Genomic DNA, 20,849 nt, shown 5'->3' on the forward strand with positions numbered 1-20,849 from the left:
CGTCTGTTGTCAATAGCAATCAAGGTACAGATTTATACTTGAATAATGAGAGAAGCCAGACAAAAATGTCCAGCTTCTCCGCTCATCGCATAGTTGCACAGCTTATTTTTTAAAAACGGTCAAGACCGCTTGGTTATTTCCAGCCGATAAATCCACCGTTAATTCATAGGTCGCACCGCTCACGAGTTGCTTCCCGGCTATAATTCCCAGATTTCCAGGATCTCGTCCGTTGGAACCGTTGCCCACGAAGATGACATCGCTACTGCTGGATAGCCCGTCATTTTTAAACTCGCCGCCCCATCCTTTCTGATGGAAGAATTTAAAGTTGATGGAATTTGTCGATATATTTTCTCCAGCAACGAGGGTGATGCGGTATTTCTTACCCCCGATTGGTGCTAGGCACAGTGCTTTCTCGGTCGTCCAACCGACTTGATTGCTTAGGTTTGGCTTACCTATACCTTCCCCGATAATCCAAATTGCTCCAGTGCCATCTGCATTTAACGTCGCCAAATTATTGCCGGTCATCGCCTCCACAACAAAATAACGACGATCGAAATCTGCGGTGATACGATATTTACCAGGAGCAGCATGAAAGCGAATCTGTCCATTTTCACGACCTAAAAAATCCTTGTCCAGCCACCAATTATCAAGTGATGGGAAATCCGTGAATGCGATCTCTTGGTTTGCTGCAAGGGTAAGATCGGCAGTATAGTGGTTATCATCCAACATTCGCATCTCCACACCATTTACTTTGTAGCTTTGAAATGGCGAAGCCGCATAGGTCATCGTATTAAACGAAATCCTATATTCACCGGCGGAGAGATACGAAAACGGAATTTGTTGCGTGCTCCCTTGTGTCACCTTTTCATTTTCCCAACCAAAACTCAATGTATTGCCATTTGTTCCAAAAGCAGGTGCCTGAATATAACCTTTAACCTTCTGAGGAAGCTCCTTAGTAACCGTATAGAGATTGTTGCCCATGCGTTCCAAACGAATAGTTTCCGTATCTGTAATAAGGTTGAGGAAAGGAAAGTCCGGCCGGCTTAAAGCAAGTTCCTTGGTTTCTTCAACTTTGACCATGCCTACATTTTCAAGGACTAATCGCAGTTCAGCAGTTCCATTAGGAATATCCTTGTAAAATGGGACATAAATCTTTGCATCGTAGCTGCCGTAGCTTTTGGTTCGGATAATGGTCTCAGCGACTTTGTCGCCGCTGAAATAGAGCTGAGCTTTTACGGTCGAAAGTTCTGTTCCGTCATCTGCCACAGCGACTCTAAAACTCAGACTGTCTCCGAAATAAGCATTCGTTGCGAGTTCCTCCACCATCAATATTGGCTTTCCACCGCCCAATGGGTAGCGGTATTCTTCTTTACAGGCCCACACGGATGCCAGTGCAACAAAAAGAAGGATGTATTGTAAGAGCTTTCTCATTATTTCCAAGTATAAGAAACTACCGATTGTGCAGGAATGTCATAACTGAAGTAGCGTTGACCATCTGCGAAGGTAATACGGGTGTTTTTCGTGTTTTCATTTGCTAAAACTACAGCATAGCTGCTATCGGGATTTTTAAATGCGGAAAACACAACCCCATCTTCGGTAAAGCCTTCTGTAGCGATACGCACGGCACCCGGCTTAACGACCGCAGATAGGTGCCCGATGATAAAGTAGTGTGAATTTTTCTTGATTGTCTTATAGTCGGAAGAATTGATATCTACCGCGCCAAAACAGGTCTTGCAACCGCCTTCGCGATTAGGACCTCGCTCGGAATCCAACATCAGATTCCACACAATTACCGCCCGGCTCCAATTATTAACGGTGCCCAATGCCACTTCTTTCATATCTTCCAATAGCCTTCTCCCTAAATTTTGCCCGGTATTCCATGTTCCAATAGAAGTTTCCGTGAAGATCAACTCTTTTTGCTGCGCTTTCAAGTGCACATCCAACAATTCCGCTTTATCACCCCCATAGTTATGGTATGCTGCTCCGGCAAAGTAAGCAGCAGCTTTTGGATCTTCATAGATCTTTATCGGATAATCTTCCTGGCTACTGATGTTGTCATAGTTATAGTTGTGGTCAAACGCATAAATTTTTGTATGCAACCCCGCTTGCTGTAACTTCGGCCCTAACGCGTCGCGCACAAAGTCTCTTTGCTCCGACCAATACATCAGCATAGAGGCTGAGTTCTTAGGATTTAGCGGCTCATTCTGCGGTGTGATTGCGTGTATCGCAACGCCTGCGGTTTGCATGGCTTGAATCCACTTCACAAAATAGGTCGCATAGTCTTGGTAATATTTAGGGTTTAGATGGCCTCCCGTCCAAGAATCATAAGGAGCTAGATTTGTCAAGTCAGCTACTTTCATCCACTTCGGCGCTGTCCATGGTGATCCGAGTACCCTAATCTGTGGATTTATTGCCAAAATCTCTTTTAAAATAGGAATTACATATTTCGTTTCTTCCTCTTGTAGCGCAAAATTTTCGATGCCTTCCTTATCGTTCAACGTATATTCGCTAAGCGAGAAGTCAGAGCAGCCGATGGCAATCCGAATATAGCTTTGCCCCATTCCTTCGCTCACGCTAAATGTTTCTTTAAGGAACTGTGTACGATCTACCTGCGTCATTTTTAAGAGATTGTAGGCTGTCGATCCCGTGATCGCTGAACCAAAACCATCCATCGTCTGGTAGCGCTGCTGCTCATTAAGACGAATAGTCCGCGGAGACATATTTTCCCCATTGCCGAAGTCAACGAAAGACTTTTGAAACTCCTGCGTGCGTGCAGCAGTGGTGGTATAAATCGTTACATCACCCGACTGCTTGCCAGGAGGTGGCTCGGGCACCGCCTCTGTTGTGCCGCTAGATCCGCAGGCCATAATCATCAGGCTGAATAAACTGCTGAAGAGTATCGTTTTCTTTAAATTTTCCATTTCAATAAGTTGGTTTTTAGAGTGGGCTAGTAGCCCAAGTTTTGCTTTAAATTAGGATTTTGATCGAGGATACTTTGTGGTATCGGCATCCGGTAAGAATAGTTGGTAAAAGGATACACCTGTGTACGGCGTCCGCTGTCTCTTGCATACACCGCATTCATCACGCTTTCAACCTTATCTAATCGTACCAAGTCAAACCAACGCTGTCCTTCGAAGGCTAACTCTAAACGACGTTCTTTAAGCAAAGCGTCTAGCAAAGCCGTCCTGCTGCTGCGCGTAGCAGATGGCAACAAGGTCAGCTTCGCACGGGTGCGTACCTGATCAATAATATCTGCTGCTGCATTTAGGTCGCCTCCATCGCGTTGTATTAATGCTTCGGCTTTAAGTAGCAAAATATCTGCATAACGATATTTAATTAGACTATTTACTGCAGAGCGCAATTTATACATAAAGGGGTAGTTGTTTGCCGGATAATAGTTGCTCCATGTCGTTTGATAAAAGACAATCGATTGGGCATAACGAACCTGATCACCTTCTTGCTGGAATGTATTGATCAAATCACGAGATGGAGTTACCCATTTGGCCCATGTGAAGTTGGAGTTATAGTTCGTGAGGTCACGCCCAAACATCCAAGTAACCCAATTTCCATTTCCGGCAAAAAATTGTCCTTCCAGAATTGACTCTTGAGTGTTCCTTTTTTTTGCATCCGTATTATTTTCATTCATCCCGAAAAGATTACTGAATTCTGGTTCTAGAGCAAAGCCATCAGCTGCCAGCTCATCCGCATATTGGATTACTTTATTATAGTCGCGCAACGGCTTTTCAGCATAAATCTTTGCTAATACAGCGCGTGCCACCGATTTGCTAAAGATCGTTTTATTTGCAGCGTTATTGGCTGGCGCGTTAGGAATTGCTTCCAGCAAATCCTTTTGAATCTGTTCATAAACCTCCTTCTCCGTGCTCTGGGTCGGGAAGTAGGAAGGGTATACTTCTTTGATATTTTCTGATGTAATGTCTTTAGCTACCGTTGTTACCAAAGGCACATCACCCCAAAGCCGAACCATATCGAAATATACCAAAGCCCGAAAGATCTGGGCTTCGGCTTTAAATTGGCCGCGTTCAGCACTAGTCAGGCTATTGTCGTTTACAGAGTCCACATACTGAACCATTTTGTTCGCTAGGGCTACATCTTCCATATACCGGCTCCAGTCGCGGGCAAGCACTGAATTTGAACCTTCGATCGAATTATTTTCGAACGGCAGCACTTCGGCACCTGTAGTGCCCGCATACGCGTTATCAGCATGTGCATCCCCCACAAGTAACAGGTCTAGATACCAATGCTCTTGCCTATTTCGGATCTGGTCATACATCGCCTGGCGATGACTCAGCACAGCGCCCTTATCTTTGAAAGCTACATACTCTCCTTTTTCATCTACCCCCTCCGTCACGTCCGAAAAAGAATCTAAAGGATCGCGGGAAAGCGAACAACTTTGCAGGAAGGCGACAATTCCAACCCACACTATACAGTAACTAAAATATCTTTTCATGTTCATCTGATTACGATTAAAACTCTAGGTTTAGTCCGACCACAAGGGATCGATTTTGTGGATAAGTCCCCCAATCGATACCTTGTATATGGCCATTGCTTCCCCATTGGTTGACCTCTGGATCGAAGCCGGTATACTTGGTCCATGTCAATAGGTTACTAGCCGAAACAAAAGGCTGCAAACGGCTGATCCCCGCATTCGCTAAACGCGTTGTCTTGATATCATAAGACAGGGAAATGTTTTTCACGCGTAGAAAACTTCCATCTTCCACAAAATGGCTAGAGTTCTTTAGGTCAAAACCCGCTTTCGGAATGCTCGTTTGTTGGCCTGGTATACGCCAACGGTCCAGCACGCGGATAGACTGATTTTTACCATCATACATCCCTTCAGTTTCCATACGAGAAGCATTGTAAATATCGTTGCCATAAGATCCCTGCAAGAATACGCTAAGATTGAAACCTTTGTAAGACAAATTGTTGGTCAAGCCAAATATAAAATCTGGATTCGGATCCCCGATGTAGGTTCTGTCTGACGAAGAAACACGGCCATCGCCATTTATATCGCGGTAGCGAAGATCACCTGTTTCTGGATCTACTCCATCGCTGATGTAGCCAAAAAATCCGCCCAATGCCCGTCCCGGCTCATTACGCACAACATTATCGTCTACAAAATCGGAGGTTCGTCCTGTGCTGTATATCTTTTGGAGTTCCAAATCCGTTAGCTGATTGCGGTTAAAGGAAATATTAAAATCGGTAGACCATAGGAAATCTCGCACGAGATTTTTGCTACTCACATTTACTTCAAACCCTTTATTGATCATTGTTCCTTCGTTCCGCATGATAGTTCCTGACGCCCCTGCACCCGTGGGAACAGTGGCCGTCATCAACATATCGGTCGTTTTCTTATGATAATAGTCCAAATTGACTGTCAGCCGATTAGCAAATCCTGTAAAATCGACACCGATGTTACTTTGCGTAGTAGTCTCCCAACGCAGATCACGTGTGCGAAGATTGCCGCTGAATGAAGTGACCGGCAGCGCATTTTCCTGCCCGGTGACAAACCAAGCAACGCGTGTAGCATTGTACATTTGTAGGTAGGCGTAATCCGTCAGGCCCGATTGGTTTCCTGTTTGCCCCCATCCGCCACGGATCTTCAAATCGTTTATCCAAGATACGTCTTCCAAAAAGTCTTCCGAAGAAAGACGCCAAGCAGCAGACATTGATGGAAACACTCCCCAGCGATAGTCGGGATGCAATTTGGATGAACCGTCGCCCCGTAAATTAGCTGTCAGCAAGTACTTCCCATCAAAATTGTAGGATGCACGTCCAAATAAAGACATAATTGCCCAATCGGAAGCGCCGCTGCCCGTTCCAGTCCACGAAATTTTATTGGCTACATTTAAGGTCTCAATCAAGTCGTTTCTGAAATGTGTTCCATTGATCCAGCTATTCGTGTAGTCAGATGCCGTCCAGGACGTTCCGCCCATCAGATCAATGCCATGACGTCCCCACTGCTTCTTGTAGTTCAGTACATTGTCGAAGGTGAGCACCGTGTTCATGTTGCGGTTGTCCGATCCTTCACCATACAGTGTCCGCCCCCAAGTGGTGGAAAGCGGATCTAAAAACGTTGTCGCTAAACCGTTCCTACGATCAAGGGCCAGCATGGTTTTAAAGGTCAAATCAGGCGTAAAGGTTACCATTGCACTTCCAGAAGCGATTAGGCGGTTTTCGCGACCTTTATTGTTTTTCGTACGCGCAATGTTTTCTAAGGGGCTAGTGATGTTAACACCATAGAAATCGGTATAATATTGGCCCGGAAAGTCAGGATCCCAAATGGCACCATAGGTTGGGGTGTTTATAGTCGATAACACTACGCCACCGCGGTTCGCCCCATTTCCCGTATTGATACCATTGCGGATATCATCCGTATAGGCCACATTGGCGCTTACTTTTAACCATCTGCGTACATCATTATCGATGTTTGCACGAAAGTTGTAACGTCGATAGAATGACGATTTGATCACGCCCGATTCATTGAGGTAGCCTCCGGAAAGGAAATATCTAAGTTTCTCGGTTCCGTCGGAAATCGAGATTTGGTAGTTCTGCATTAAACCCTTCGTGAAAGTTTCATCGGACCAATTTGTACGATCCGGTAGGCCATCGGGAAGATTTACCAGTCCAATCTCATCCTGAAGTTCTTTATACTGTGCAGCGTTGAGGGATTCCAGTTTATTCGCTACGCTATTTTGCGTAAGCTGACCATTGAAAGCGATCTTGGCATCACCTGCTTTACCTTGCTTTGTAGTAATCAGAACAACACCATTTGCGGCGCGTGAGCCGTAGATTGCTGCCGAGGACGCGTCTTTCAATACCTGAATATCCGCCATATCATTTGGCGACAGGAAATTGATGTTGTCTACCGGTACCCCATCGACGACGTAGAGTGGATTATTGCTAGCATTGAACGAAGTAGTTCCACGAATACGAATGGAGGTTTCTCCTCCAGGCGCACCGTTGGGTTGTATCACTGACACACCGGCGGCTCTTCCTTGCAAAGCCTGTCCCGCCGAAACAATGGGTCGTTGGTTAAGATCTTCCAAAGAGACACTCGAAATCGCTGTGGTGACATCCTTTCGTCTTACGGATCCATAGCCAATAACGACGACATCTTCCAAAGCGGAGCTGTTGGATTCCAAGATTATCGCTATTGTTTCACTTTGCACAGTGGCTTCGGCAGTTGCGTAACCAATGTATGAGATAGATAATTGTGCAGCACGCGGCACATTAACCAGCGTAAAATTCCCATCTCCATCTGTTGATGTGACGTTCGTTGTTCCCTTTACGGAAACGGTAGCCCCGACGATGGGCGCGTTGGTTTGTCCATCCTTCACTGTGCCTTGTAGAGACACTATCGTTTGTGCGCGCAGGGATAACATCTGCAACAAAAAAACGAAAAGAAAAATAGGACGCGTCATTCTTGTAGAAAATGCCATAGGTCTTATAATTTGATCTTTTGCTTGGATTATAATTGCTCGCCCCGAGAGGCAATGGCAAAGTTAATACGGTATGCAGAAAAAATACCGCCTTAAAGGACGGTAGAGATCGAAAAGTAACTCCAAAAAACAATCAACACACTAACTACCAATTGATTAAAAAGATGATAGCGAGCTAAAAAGTAACTGATAATATCCTTTAGAAAGATCGAATTTCACCGATATCGCGAATTTTAGCTTCGAATTCGTCTTTAGATCCGGCTACTTTCCCACGTACCTTCACCCGATAATTGTATACCGTTCGCAAGGAGTAACGGAGAAAAGTTGCAATTTTTGTCGAGTCTGTAATTCCTAAACGAATGAGGGCAAAAATGCGCAGTTCGGTGTTTAGCAACTCGCCATCTTTTAAGTTGATACGTTCCTCCGAGCGAAGCAATTGGTTAAAGTCTTCGATAAAGGATGGATAAAGATTAAGAAAGATAATGTCAAAATTACGATACAGTTCTTCCAATTCATTCTTAACTACATCCTGCGATTTCAGGATCTTATTGATATCATCATATTGTTTTTGGGCAAACCGTTTCAGAAGCAACTTTCTTTGTTCATCGATTTTATCGATATAACTCGAGCAGATGTCAAAGAATTGAGCTATATACTCCTCTTTGATATGATTTGACTCTGATAAATTAGTGTTACTCAGCAAAAGTTGAGTATTCAATTTCTTGAGCTCGGCATTCGCCTGATGTAGTTCGATTCGGGCCCTTCGAAGTTTCTTGATTTGAGTGTAAAGAAAGAAGAGTGCAAGAACAAGGAACATGGAAAGTAAGCTAATAACAATTAGGTTTTGCCGTAGCGCGCGCTTCTGCGCAAGCTCCTTTTCCTGGAAAGACGTGTTGATAATACCGTAGAAAGATGAGTTTTCAAGCGAGCGGTACCGGATGTTGCAGAATGCGGCGTCGTTTACTGCTGCCTGAATAAATTGGTAAGCCTTATCGATATCGCCATGACTATTGTAACATTGGGCTAAGCTTTGCAGCGATGCGTTATCTTTCACCACATGTCTAATATCTGATATGGCCGATAACGAAAAGTAATACGTCGCTTGATCGATATCGTTTTTATTTTTATACATGAGGCCGAGCAAATAAGCAATTAGTCCGCGTTCGGTATAACGATCGTCAGTCTTTAGCAAAAGTGATCTTAGTATTTGTTCGGCTTCTGTTTCCCGATTATGATAAAGGTATTTTGTTGCCAATGCTATGCGATATTGCAACGATGTATCGGGCAACAGGTTCAACAGTGAATCGCGGTAGCGTTCACTGAGCTTGAAGTACTGTTCGTTGTTACTACTTTGGCCATAATGGCTACTAAATGCCGTGTATGCTTCGAAATAGGCAGGCACTAAGTCGTTAGGTAATGCACTCCGCTTGATACCACGGAGCAAGTTCTCGGCTTCAATAAATTTTCCTGTCGATGAATAGAGGCTCGCCAGATAAAAATTGGCTTGGTTAACCACTAAGGAGTCCGTAAGCTGCTCGCCCAATTGCCGATATAGCTGCGTGTAATGAATAGCTGAGTCAACCTGATATTTGCGATAGGCAAGTATGAGTTCTTTCGCCAAGTCTAACTTCCTGGTTGGCATACGCTCTTGCGCAAACCGTCTTTTTAGTACGACTAAGCGTTCGATTTTCTGCTGCTCAATCTTATCTTTCGCGTGGAATACCTCTTCCAGCACTTGCGCTGTACTGTCTGCTTGAGCACGAGATATGCAGGGGATAAAGAGGATTAGAAAGTAAACGAGGTTATAACGGAAAGGCATAGCGCAAAGGTACACCATCACTTTTCTTCTTCCTCTTCCCACCAGTCGGTTTTCAGGTCATCTATCTCTCGACGATCTTTCTTGGTTGGCCTCCCGGTGCCGCGATCACGTTTTAAAATAGGGGCTTGGAAGACAGACTTAAAAGCGTGGGTATCCTGCACGGGAGTTTGATCTTGATAAAATTGTACCGCTGTTTTTGCATCGACACGACGTTCCAATAATCCTGTTACCAAAATTACTTTACGCTCAGGCCCTTTCTGTATAGCGTAAACGTCTCCGATCTTAACAACGGCCGAAGCCTTCAAGTTTTGACCGTTCAGCTTTACACGACCCGCTTTACAAGCCTCGGTAGCCAAACTTCTTGTTTTAAAAATGCGAATAGCCCACAAGTATTTGTCTATTCTCAGTTTCTCTTTCCCAGTTGCTGCTTCCATATATGCAAAATTACAGCAAATAAAAGGAATTTTAGAACGGCTAGCGTGTTGATTCGCTAAAAAATTATAATCTTTGTGGTAAAGAGGATCCGCTGTTATACAGAGGCAAGCAGTGGTTCATCTTTCGAATTTTTACTTTTAAATTTTTACTTTTTATTTTGCAAAATGGAATTGGAATTACAGAAACTGCAGAAGTTGGTTGAAGACGCTTGGGAAGACAGACAACTATTAGAATATAAAGAATACTTTGAAGCCATCACGGTGGTTATCCAAAAATTGGATGAAGGTGAGCTTCGTGTTGCCGAGCCTATTGGCACACGCTGGCATGTAAACGATTGGATTAAAAAAGCGGTTATTCTGTACTTCCCAATTCGGGAAATGAAAGAAATTGACAATGGTCCATTTGTGTATTTCGACAAAATGAAGTTGAAAACAAACTACAAAGAACTTGGTGTTCGTGTGGTACCTGGTGCTAGTGCCCGTTACGGTGCCTACCTATCCAAAGGTGTAATCATGATGCCTTCCTACGTTAACATTGGGGCCTATGTGGATGAGGGGACGATGGTAGACACCTGGGCAACAGTAGGTTCTTGTGCACAAATCGGCAAAAACGTTCACCTAAGTGGTGGTGTTGGTATTGGCGGCGTGCTTGAGCCAGTTCAAGCTGCACCGGTTATTATCGAAGATAATGTTTTCGTAGGTTCACGCGCCATTGTGGTAGAAGGTATCCGTGTGGAAACAGAGGCAGTTTTAGGCGCAAATGTGGTATTGACAGCATCTACAAAGATTATCGACGTTTCCGGACCAGAACCTATTGAGTACAAAGGTTACGTGCCGGCACGCTCGGTCGTTATCCCTGGATCATATACTAAAAAATTCGAAGCAGGCGAATACCAAGTGCCTTGTGCTTTGATCATCGGTCAACGTAAAGAATCCACAGACAAGAAAACGTCACTGAATGATGCTTTACGCGAACACAATGTAGCCGTTTAATGCATCGTGCATTTATTGATAGAGAAGATTTGAATAAAGCCCTTGAAACGTTGAAAAACGGGGGGCTTATTCTTTATCCCACAGATACCATTTGGGGTATTGGTTGCGATGCAACCAACAAAGAAGCCGTCGATAAGATTTTTGCCTTAAAAGGACGAGACAAGAGCAAGAGTTTGATTGTGCTATTACACAACGACAACCAGCTCGCGAGCTACGTCAACGACATTCCAGAGGTTGCTTACGAATTGATCGAATATGCCGAAAAGCCACTTACGATCGTATATTCCAAAGCGAAAAACCTTGCCGAAAACGCTATCGCAGAAGATGGCAGTGTCGGCATACGGATCGTGCGCCATCCTTTTTGCGAGCAGTTGCTACAACGCTTTCGGAAACCTATTATATCGACCAGCGCCAATATTAGCGGGGATGTTTCACCCCAATCTTTTCCCGATATTGCGGAACAGATTCTCAGCGGCGTGGATTATGTGGTGGAATATGGACAACATGAAAAAGGAGATGGCAAATCATCAACGGTTCTAAAGCTTGATCCCAGTGGAAAATTTGAATTTTTACGTAAATAGCTAATATCATGAAAAAAATCATCAGCCTGCTCATCTGCGCATTTGTTGCGTTAAACATGAGCTTTGCACAGCAACAGATCACACCCGCGAAAAAAGGTGTTCAGTATGGCAAAAAGATTGATGCCCAAAACGCTATCTCTGTTGCTGATCTGGAAAAGAAGCTGCAGAAAAATGAGAACTTTAACGGGAAAATAACTGGCGAGGTAGTGGAAGTGTGCAAGAAAAAAGGGTGTTTTCTTACCTTGAAACGTGCAGATGGCGAGTCGGTCATGGTTCGTTTTACGGATTACGGATACTTTGTTCCCGCTGACATCGTGGGAAAGAAAATTACCGTCGAAGGCCGTGCGAAGATCAAAGAAACCTCGGTAGAATGGTTACAGCATTATGCAGAAGACAAAGGTGCCTCGAAAGAAGAAATTGCTAAAATCACAAAACCGAAGACCGACATCAGTATCGTGGCGGATGGTGTTGTTGTGCTTTAATCAGGCACTTTCTAACAATTGAAAGGAGGTTACTTGTAGCAAAGTAACCTTTTTACGTTATAAAAAACGTGTCCACCATGCTTAAGTGAAATGTTCCACGCACCAGCCCGCTTCCTAAATTTTCCTACTTTTTTTTATCTTCGTGCCACATGACGCACTTAAAAACGACGGCCGCACAATCGCTGAATATGGGCGGACATCTGCTTAGCTTCGATCGGCCACTGATTATGGGTATTCTAAATGTTACCCCCGATTCCTTTTTTGATGGCGGACGGCATAATGCTGTTGAACTGGCTTTAATCAAAGCTGATCAGCTGCTGCAAGATGGAGCAACCATTTTAGATATCGGCGCCTTTTCTTCCCGCCCCGGCGCAGCATTGATTAGCGCACAGGAGGAGATGGATAGGGCATTACCCGTTATTGAAGCATTACGTGTAAAGTATCCAGAAAGTAAGCTATCCATTGATACCTTCCGTGCTAGTGTGGCAGAGGAAGCGGTGAAAATGGGTGTACAACTGATCAATGACGTTTCTGCTGGTACAATTGATGAAAACATGTTTGCTACGGTCGCTCGCCTACAAGTGCCCTACATATTGATGCACATGCGTGGTCTGCCCGAAAATATGCAAGAACTTACTCATTACGACGATATCGTGATTGATGTGGCTACCTTCTTAGGTGACAAAATCAGTCAGCTCCGCACCATGGGCGTGAAAGACATTATTTTAGATCCGGGATTTGGTTTTGCAAAAACCGTTGAACAGAATCACGAACTACTGCATCGCGTGGATGAGTTACACTACTTTGGCTTGCCACTCTTGGGTGGCATCTCCCGAAAATCGATGATCTATAAAAAGCTGGGGATCTCAGCACAAGAGGCTCTAACGGGGACTATCGCATTGAATACCCTATTGTTGTCCAAAGGTGTACAACTCCTTCGCGTGCACGATGTCAAGGAAGCTAAACAAGTCGGAGATTTACTTTTTTAGAAGAATATGAAAAAAATTGGAGATATTGCTACCATTGGATTTGCCTTGTTCGCTATGTTTTTCGGTGCAGGCAATTTGCTACTTCCGCCGTTCATAGGAGTAAACGTAGGTAGCCACATTTGGATAACGATATTGGCTTTCGGCCTCACCGGAATCTTACTCCCCTTTCTTGGGATTCTTTCCGTTACACAATCTGGAGAAACATTCAACGATCTTGGAAATCGTGTAAACAAAAATTTAGCCACCGTGTTGGGCGCGGTGATCATGATTTGTATCGGGCCGCTAATTGCGCTTCCTAGAACGGCGGCAACAACTTTTGAAGTTGGTATCCTACCCTCTTTTCCCAACAGTAATCCATTATGGACTTCTCTTGTTTTTTTTATTGTAGTTTGGCTTTTTGCTATCGTTCCATCAAAAGTCGTGGATTTAGTGGGCAATATTCTTACGCCTTTTTTATTAGTCATTCTTACCTTATTGATCGTAGCTGGTATCGCGCACCCAACGGCAATGCCAGATGCAAGCGCGCTATCAACCGCTGAATCCTTTGCGTTGGGCTTTACTGAGGGCTATCAAACCTTAGATGTATTAGCTTCTGTCATTTTCGCAGGGATTATTATTGCGGCCACAAAAGCCAAGGGATATCATTCGATTCGTGAAAAAAATAAAGTTGTTATTGCTTCAGGGGCGCTGGCTGCCGTTTGTCTTCTGTTTATCTATGGCGGACTTATTTATCTCGGCGCTACCGCAGGGATAGCAAATACATCTATAAAACGTTCTGAACTATTGATCCATATTTCAAATAGTATATTGGGAAAATATGGCACTTTGGCGATCGCATTAAGTATAGCCCTAGCTTGCCTCACTACTGCCATTGCACTTGCAGCTGCCGTGGGTACGTTTTTCAGCGCACTCACGAACGGCAAACTTAGCTATAAATTACTTGTCACACTTACGTGCCTTGTCTCTGCTGTGTTATCAATCACAGGTGTCGACAATATCATTCAGTTTGCTTATCCGCCATTAGCCTTTGTCTACCCCATCGTGATTACCTTGGTATTGTATGTGGTGTTTCTCGGACGACTGGTAAGCTCGAAGTCGCCTTATATAGCGGCGTTGATCTCATCCACAATTATAGCCGTTTGCAATGTTCTGAATATTCTTGGGCTACTTGCTCCCCACCAATTAGCGGTATTGAACAAAATCCCATTCTTTTCTTATGAACTGGGGTGGGTCGTTCCTTCATTTATTGCGTTTTGTCTTGTTTGGGGCATAGAGTGTCTACGAGGAAACACGACGCAATCTTAAATGAGCAGCACAAATTGGCGATTAAAAAAATATGGCTGTCCTGACAAGCAAAACATTCACGTCATCGCGAGAAGTAGGAACGACGACGAGGCGACCTTACGTTTATAAAAAGGCCAGATTGGCTTCCTTCGGAGCTGCCTTCAGCGATCGCCATTCTTCCTGGCAATGACGCATTTTTTAAATGCTAAGCGGACAATTTTATGTCCGCTCGCGTTTCATCTAAAGTCTTCGTCAGTTAGCGCACGCTACTTCCCGGCTTAATTGCCGATGTAGGGTGCACAAAGTCCAATCTGCCATCGGCATCTTCGGCCATCAAGATCATCCCCTGGGAGGTAATGCCTTTAATCTCTCTGGGTTCAAGATTCACCAGTATAGAAACTTGTTTACCAACGATATCTTCCGGGGCAAAGTATTCGGCAATGCCGGATACGACAGTACGCTGATCAATCCCCGTATCAATTTTTAATTTCAGCAGCTTCTTAGTTTTGGCTACTTTTTCTGCTTCCAAGATGGTTCCGATACGAATATCCATCTTCATAAAGTCGTCATAGCTGATATTTGCCTTTGCAGGCTCAGCTTGCGCGCTATTGGCAGCATTTTGAGCTTTCGCATTTGCCAGTTTCTCCAATTGAAATGCTACCTGCTCGTCCGTGATCTTTTCAAAAAGAAGGACGGCTTCACCCAAATCATGTCCTTCAGAAATAAGGGTAGCAAGACCTGCACGATCCCAACTTTGCGCAGTAAGATTCAACATAGCAAATAACTTCGTCGCCGTACGTGGTAGGAAAGGCTGCGCAAGCACAGCTAAGTTGGCCACAATTTGTGACGCAACGTAAAGCACCGTTTTTACGCGTTCTTGATCTTCTTTATAGACTTTCCAAGGTTCTTCATCGGCAAGGTATTTATTGCCTAAGCGCGCTGCATTCATAAAATGGCTTAGCGCTTCGCGGAAACGGTATTGCCCAATGGACTGTTCGATATCTTTCGGAAAGCTGGCCAATTCGGACAGCACTGATTGATCTTGCGTCGTCAATGCAGAGCCTAAAGACACCTTTCCAGCAAAATATTTATGTGACAGCACCATCACCCGATTGACAAAATTGCCTAAAATAGCAACCAATTCATTATTTACGCGCGACTGAAAATCTTTCCAAGTGAACTCGCTGTCTGACGTTTCAGGTAGAATAGAGCTTAACACATAGCGCAACTCATCCTGTTTGCCCGGAAACTCGGCAAGATAGTCATGCAACCACACCGCGTGGTTTCTAGATGTGGAAAGCTTATCGCCTTCCAAATTCAAAAACTCGTTTGCGGGTACGTTCTCTGGAAGAATGTATTCGCCATGCGCATGCAAAATTGCAGGAAAGATAATGCAGTGGAAAACGATATTATCTTTACCAATGAAATGGATCAAGGTAGATTCATCTGCTGGGTTTGCTTGCTTTTTCCAATAAGTCTCCCAATCTTTTCCATTATCCAATGCCCATTGTTTGGTGGCAGATATGTAGCCAATCGGCGCATCTAACCATACATATAGTTTTTTCCCTTTGGCTTCTTCTAACGGCACATCAACACCCCAGTCCAAATCGCGTGTCATCGATCGCGGTTGCAGTCCAGATTTCAGCCATGACTGGCATTGTCCGAAAACATTGGATTTTAATTCTTGGCGTTTACCCTCGATCAACCACTTTTCCAGCCAAGGCTGATATTTATCCAAGGGCAGATACCAGTGTTTTGTTTCTTTTAAAATTGGCGTTTTACCACTAAGTGTAGATTTCGGGTTGATGAGATCAGTCGGATTCAGAGAGGTGCCGCATTTCTCACATTGATCGCCGTACGCGCCGTCGTTATGGCAATGCGGACAGGTGCCCACGATATATCGATCAGCAAGAAATTGGTGAAACTCTTCGTCATAATATTGCTCAGAAAATTTCTCTATAAATTCCCCTTTTTCATAAAGATTCAAGAAAAACTCCTGAGAAAGTTCATGATGCACTTGTTCTGAAGTACGATGATAAATATCGAAATCGATCCCGAAATCTTCAAAACTATCCTTGATCTGCTTGTTGTATTTGTCGATAATTTCGCGTGGTGTTACGCCCTCCTTCTTCGCTTTAATAGTGATTGCTGCTCCGTGTTCGTCAGAACCACATACGAATACTACTTCTTTATTGTTTAAACGTAAAAAACGAACGAATATATCTGCTGGAATGTAGGCGCCTGCAAGGTGGCCGATATGTAAAGGGCCATTCGCGTAAGGAAGAGCCGAAGTGATAGTAAAACGATTTTTGGATAAAATACTCAAGGTATAACGATTTTTAAATAACAATAACGACTGAAAAAGTAAACAAAAGACTTGTTTCTTTGACAAAGATAACTCAATTTGCGCTTAAAATAAGCGTACAGCATGAAAATACCTGAATTTCTTAAACCTGGTGATAAGGTTGCAATAGTGTGCCCGGCAAGCTACATCAAGGGTTCCATCGATGTGGCCGTGACCGCCTTGCAAGAGTGGGGATTACAGGTAGACATTGGCGAAACCGTGACCGCGCAGTATAATCAATTTGCGGGGACTGATGAGCTACGTGCCAGCGACTTGCAAAGGGCGCTGGACAACAGCGATGTTAAGGCAATATTTGCCGCGCGCGGCGGCTATGGTACTGTCCGTATTATCGATAGCTTGGATTTTAGCCGTTTCGAAAAACAGCCGAAGTGGATTATTGGCTTCAGTGACATCACTGTACTACATAGCCATTTGCAACATAATCTAAATACAGCCAGTATTCACGGACAAATGCCCAAATCTTTTGACGATAGTACCGCGGAAGCTCTTGAATCGCTAAGAAAGGCAATATTCGGGGAAAGCATAGACTTTCACTATCAACAATCCCGATTTCCAAATCGTTCCGGAGCAGGAAATGGACAGCTTATCGGCGGAAATTTAGCCATCTTACACAGCGTCCTGGCATCGCCGTCCGACGGATCATATGATGGTAAAATTCTATTCATTGAAGACGTAGGCGAGTCGTATTATAATATCGACCGTATGCTGTGGACACTAAAACGCGCAGGAAAACTAGCAAAGCTTCAAGGTTTAATCGTAGGCGGCTTTAGCAGCTTAAAAGATAGCGACCCATCATTCGGCCAGCGTTTTGAGGAAATCATTCTGGACAAAGTCTTGGAATATGATTTTCCAGTTTGTTTCGGCTATCCCGCCGGTCACATCGAAAATAATCATAGTTTAATCTTAGGGAAAACGGTGTATTTACGCATCGAAAACGAAGAAACTTCAATAAATTACCTCGATTAGCATCAATACTTCCGTAAATTCATTTTTTAAATTAATAATATTTTAGGACATAAACCTCTAAACAGAGTGGGTCTGCTATTTTATCCTAACAGATTTTCAATGATTAACCTTTTTTATTCGATTATTTACTAAAAATATCCCTACAGTTTATCCCAGCCATATTCTGCCTAACTTAGCGCCATAAACAAATTATGGTATGGTAAAGGAAAACAAACATCCAAATCCATGTAACATGAGGCAGTCCCTACTTAGTCTGTCTGAAAATGTACACGTACAGCTTGAAGCAAACCGCTTGGTCGAACAAGCTCTGGAACGTAAACAGGGCGTGCTAAATGATCGTGGTGCACTTTGTATTACAACTGGAAAATTCACCGGGCGTTCGCCCAAAGATCGGTTTATTGTTAAAGACGAGACCACGGAAACGCTGGTTGATTGGGGGGAAATCAACATTCCAGTAACTACGGACGTTTTCGATGCGCTGCTGAAGAAAATGAGTGCCTTTATCCAAGGGAAAGAGATGTGGAAGCGTCACTGCTATGCTGGTGCAGACCCCAAGTATAGAATTAATGTGACCGTGATAAACACCACGCCTTGGGCGAATCTGTTTTGCCATCATCTTTTTATTGATCCTACAGAGGCAGAATTAAGCGATTTTCAAACGGAATGGGTGATTCTTCAAGTGCCTGATTTTTTGGCTAATCCGTTGGTAGATGGCACCAGACAGGAAAATTTCTCCATCATAAATTTCAGTAGAAGGATGATCTTGATCGGCGGAACCGCCTACACTGGAGAAATGAAGAAAGGCATCTTTTCTGTGTTGAATTTCCTTCTGCCTCAGCAAGATGTCTTACCGATGCACTGTTCTGCAAATGAGGGAGAGGCTGGCGATGTTGCACTTTTCTTTGGTCTCAGCGGCACAGGAAAAACGACTCTTTCCGCTGACCCCGCAAGAAAATTGATCGGCGATGACGAACACGGTTGGGCGCAAGATCGAATATTTAATTTTGAAGGCGGATGCTACGCCAAGTGCATCGATTTAAATGCCGATAAAGAACCACAAATATACGCAGCCATACGTCCAGGAAGCTTGCTAGAGAACACGCGTTTTTTCAAGGGCACAACCACCGTCGACTACAGTGACCGTACAATTACAGAAAACACGCGCGCAGCCTACCCTCTCGCCTATATTGACAAAGCAAAGACACCATCAATAGGGAAAACGCCTGACAATATATTCTTTTTGACTTGCGACGCATTTGGCGTTTTACCACCTATATCTAAGTTGACAAATGCACAGGCTATGTATCACTTCCTGTCGGGATACACCGCTAAAGTCGCCGGTACGGAAGTAGACGTTAAAGAGCCACAGACGACGTTCTCGGCTTGCTTTGGAAAGGTCTTTTTACCGAGCCACCCTACCACATATGCGAATTTGCTCGGCAAAAAGCTGGATGAAAACCCAAGCGTAAACGTGTGGTTAGTAAACACGGGATGGACAGGTGGTGCTTATGGAATAGGTGAACGCATTAGTTTACGTTACACACGAAGCCTGATTCGTGCGGCCATAAATGGCGAACTAAGTGATGCACATTTTATCGCACACACATCTTTTTCGGTTCTCGTGCCACAGTCTTGCTCCGGCGTTCCAGATGCTATTTTAAATCCGAGAGATACATGGGAGGACAAAGATGCGTACGATCAGCAGACCAATAGGTTAGCAGGCTTGTTTATCCAAAATTTTGAGGCCTATCAGGAACAGGCCAGTGAAGAAATACGGCAAGCATCACCGCAATTACTGAAGGCTATCGTGTAAAATAAATAAGGCAGTTCCGCGGAACTGCCCTATTTATTTGCCTTATAAAAACACGCGTGCGTGCCAACTATCCTTCAAAGGTACCTCCCATTTTTCCGCAACTTCGTCCACTGTCGTAAGCATGTTGTTAAAAACGATCGTATCGTTATTCACGTCTCCACCTTTTACTAATGCAGCAAATTCATCACGGCTAGCGATGCGTAGTTCTTCATCATCTGCTGTTTTATAGGCTACCTGCATTCGATCGAACAAAGTTATGCCCAGTTCCTGTTCAATCTTCTTTAGCAAATGGACGGATTTATCAATCGAACAGCCTGTCACCATAGCCTGCTCTTCGTCGACCATCAGCATCAGGAATAAATCGTAACGAATGACGAAGCTTCCAGCCAGCTGGCTGCCATGCGCTGTCCACTGCGAAACAAATTCCTGTAAAATTTCTTCTATTCGAGTAATCTCTTCTGTCTTCAGAAAACGGTTACTTTGGTAAATCCAAACTCTTTTCATGTGCCTAGCGATTAATGGACGTAATAAGGCGATATCATTAAATACACGATTACCCCGGTGACTGCAACATACATCCACATCGGATACGTGATCCTCGCAAGCTTCTTATGTCGTTCATAAGCGCCCGCAATTCCCCTAACGAAAGTAAAAAGTACGAAAGGAATAATGATTACCGACAGCAGTATATGTGTGATCAAGATAAAGAAGTAAACATAGCGGATCAAACCTTCGCCACCGTATGGTGTAGAATCGGAAGTCATGTGATAGGCTACATACATAACTAAAAAGGCTAATGAGCAAGCCATACATATCTTTACCAAGTTTTCATGCAACTTGACCTTCCCCTTCTTAATCGCAGCCACTGCAGCGAATAACAGCACGGCCGTTAAGCCGTTGATAGTCGCATATATTGGAGGTAAAAACGATAACGGCGTTACATCGTAGCCAAGCTTTCTTAAATTAACCCCAAATAAAACGGCAACAGCCAAAGGGATAACAATGGATAGTAAGACGATCCACTTTTTATATTTCTTCTCTTCTTCGGTAATCATAAAACTATTTCTGTGCTATCTTAGCAGGTCTGTTTCGAATCTCTTCAACCACGAGCAACTTAACTTCATCTTCCAGTCGATCCACCTCTCCTTTTTGACTCACGTCGTAGAATCCTCTAATACGTCGTTTAGAGTCAACTAGAACAAATTGGTTACTAATCAAAAAGCGGGTAGAGTCCGTCGGATCAATCATCGCATCAATCAGCAATTGCTCTTTCGCGTAGGAAAAGATATCGGATGAAGGAGCAAAAACCATCTTCCAATGTCCGTTTTGCAGTCCTTTGAATGATTTGGTGAAGGAAAGTAAGGAAGCTTCGTTTTCTGACGGATCAACCGATATAGAATAGAAATTTATCAACGGATTTTCCTGGAAACGATCAGAAAGACCTTGCACATTTTCCATCATCAACCTGGAAAAAGATTTGTCTTTTGAATAAAACAGGTGGACGACGTTTATTGTTGTATCTGATGCAGGAAACGCTACCGGTTTACCGTCAAAATTGGTGAAGTTGAGCGCTCCCAATGTATGAAAGATAGTATCCGGATATTCTCTACCCCAGTTACGTTTCATCTCGCCGCTTAGCCTTTTTTCGCCAAAAACAGGCAAT

Annotated in this window: 17 protein-coding genes; 7 read left to right on the forward strand and 10 right to left on the reverse strand. The window is 43.9% G+C overall.

Translation table 11 applies throughout. The features are described from left to right. Positions 1-102: 102 nt before the first annotated feature. The 6 genes from DI53_RS04630 to DI53_RS04655 form a co-directional block, all read right to left on the reverse strand. Positions 103-1,431 (reverse strand): DUF5125 domain-containing protein, encoded by a 1,329-nt coding sequence (locus DI53_RS04630; protein ID WP_037495970.1) that lies wholly within the window; start codon positions 1,429-1,431, stop codon positions 103-105. Then, complete coding sequence (locus tag DI53_RS04635; RefSeq protein WP_037495972.1) at positions 1,431-2,921, reverse strand: glycoside hydrolase family 30 protein; 1,491 nt, start codon at positions 2,919-2,921, stop codon at positions 1,431-1,433. The genes DI53_RS04630 and DI53_RS04635 overlap by 1 nt, the downstream gene beginning before the upstream one ends. Positions 2,922-2,947: 26 nt before the next feature. Beyond that, entirely contained in the window at positions 2,948-4,468 is a 1,521-nt protein-coding gene (locus DI53_RS04640) for a RagB/SusD family nutrient uptake outer membrane protein (protein WP_037496183.1), read from the reverse strand. Between the two features lie 16 nt (positions 4,469-4,484). Then, the gene (locus DI53_RS04645; protein ID WP_037495974.1) at positions 4,485-7,460 is read right to left on the reverse strand and encodes a SusC/RagA family TonB-linked outer membrane protein; all 2,976 of its coding nucleotides are present in this window, start codon (positions 7,458-7,460) and stop codon (positions 4,485-4,487) included. A gap of 199 nt (positions 7,461-7,659) precedes the next feature. After that, positions 7,660-9,321 (reverse strand): DUF6377 domain-containing protein, encoded by a 1,662-nt coding sequence (locus DI53_RS04650; protein WP_241462371.1) that lies wholly within the window; start codon positions 9,319-9,321, stop codon positions 7,660-7,662. Beyond that, complete coding sequence (locus DI53_RS04655) at positions 9,297-9,713, reverse strand: RNA-binding S4 domain-containing protein (protein WP_037495979.1); 417 nt, start codon at positions 9,711-9,713, stop codon at positions 9,297-9,299. The genes DI53_RS04650 and DI53_RS04655 overlap by 25 nt, the downstream gene beginning before the upstream one ends. Before the next feature lie 165 nt (positions 9,714-9,878). Between DI53_RS04655 and DI53_RS04660 the strand changes: the two genes are divergently transcribed. The 5 genes from DI53_RS04660 to brnQ all read left to right on the forward strand — a co-directional run bounded on the left by DI53_RS04660 (position 9,879) and on the right by brnQ (position 14,063). Next, on the forward strand, positions 9,879-10,706 hold the full coding sequence (locus DI53_RS04660) for a 2,3,4,5-tetrahydropyridine-2,6-dicarboxylate N-succinyltransferase (protein WP_193790629.1): 828 nt from the start codon (positions 9,879-9,881) through the stop codon (positions 10,704-10,706). Beyond that, on the forward strand, positions 10,706-11,287 hold the full coding sequence (locus tag DI53_RS04665; RefSeq protein WP_037495982.1) for an L-threonylcarbamoyladenylate synthase: 582 nt from the start codon (positions 10,706-10,708) through the stop codon (positions 11,285-11,287). Before DI53_RS04660 ends, DI53_RS04665 begins: the two co-directional genes overlap by 1 nt. An 8-nt stretch (positions 11,288-11,295) precedes the next feature. Next, positions 11,296-11,769 (forward strand): DUF4920 domain-containing protein, encoded by a 474-nt coding sequence (locus DI53_RS04670; RefSeq protein WP_037495984.1) that lies wholly within the window; start codon positions 11,296-11,298, stop codon positions 11,767-11,769. A 149-nt stretch (positions 11,770-11,918) separates the two neighbouring features. Next, complete coding sequence (folP, locus tag DI53_RS04675) at positions 11,919-12,758, forward strand: dihydropteroate synthase (RefSeq protein WP_037495987.1); 840 nt, start codon at positions 11,919-11,921, stop codon at positions 12,756-12,758. A 6-nt stretch (positions 12,759-12,764) separates the two neighbouring features. Then, a complete protein-coding gene (gene brnQ / locus DI53_RS04680) occupies positions 12,765-14,063 on the forward strand; it encodes a branched-chain amino acid transport system II carrier protein (protein ID WP_037495989.1) in 1,299 nt (432 codons plus the stop codon). A 235-nt stretch (positions 14,064-14,298) separates the two neighbouring features. On the opposite strand, the gene metG is transcribed toward brnQ, so the two are convergent. Further along, a complete protein-coding gene (gene metG, locus DI53_RS04685; protein ID WP_081939384.1) occupies positions 14,299-16,368 on the reverse strand; it encodes a methionine--tRNA ligase in 2,070 nt (689 codons plus the stop codon). A gap of 102 nt (positions 16,369-16,470) precedes the next feature. Here metG and DI53_RS04690 point away from each other — a divergent pair, with 102 nt between their 5' ends. Beyond that, complete coding sequence (locus tag DI53_RS04690; protein WP_037495992.1) at positions 16,471-17,373, forward strand: S66 peptidase family protein; 903 nt, start codon at positions 16,471-16,473, stop codon at positions 17,371-17,373. A 232-nt stretch (positions 17,374-17,605) separates the two neighbouring features. After that, positions 17,606-19,186 (forward strand): phosphoenolpyruvate carboxykinase (ATP), encoded by a 1,581-nt coding sequence (gene pckA, locus DI53_RS04695; RefSeq protein ID WP_206537986.1) that lies wholly within the window; start codon positions 17,606-17,608, stop codon positions 19,184-19,186. A gap of 42 nt (positions 19,187-19,228) precedes the next feature. On the opposite strand, the gene DI53_RS04700 is transcribed toward pckA, so the two are convergent. Genes DI53_RS04700 through DI53_RS04710 form a run of 3 tightly spaced genes read right to left on the reverse strand, consistent with a single transcriptional unit; the run spans position 19,229 to position 20,812 of the window. Further along, positions 19,229-19,690, reverse strand: a complete 462-nt coding sequence (locus DI53_RS04700) for a hypothetical protein (protein WP_037495997.1) — start codon at positions 19,688-19,690, stop codon at positions 19,229-19,231. 11 nt (positions 19,691-19,701) lie between these two features. Continuing rightward, positions 19,702-20,241 carry a DUF420 domain-containing protein gene (locus DI53_RS04705; RefSeq protein ID WP_037496002.1) on the reverse strand — a complete coding sequence of 180 codons (540 nt, stop codon included), beginning with the start codon at positions 20,239-20,241 and terminating at the stop codon, positions 19,702-19,704. Positions 20,242-20,245: 4 nt separating this feature from the next. Continuing rightward, positions 20,246-20,812 (reverse strand): SCO family protein, encoded by a 567-nt coding sequence (locus DI53_RS04710; protein WP_131555176.1) that lies wholly within the window; start codon positions 20,810-20,812, stop codon positions 20,246-20,248. Positions 20,813-20,849: the final 37 nt, after the last annotated feature.

Source organism: Sphingobacterium deserti (assembly GCF_000757725.1).
GTDB classification, from domain to species: Bacteria; Bacteroidota; Bacteroidia; order Sphingobacteriales; family Sphingobacteriaceae; genus Sphingobacterium; species Sphingobacterium deserti.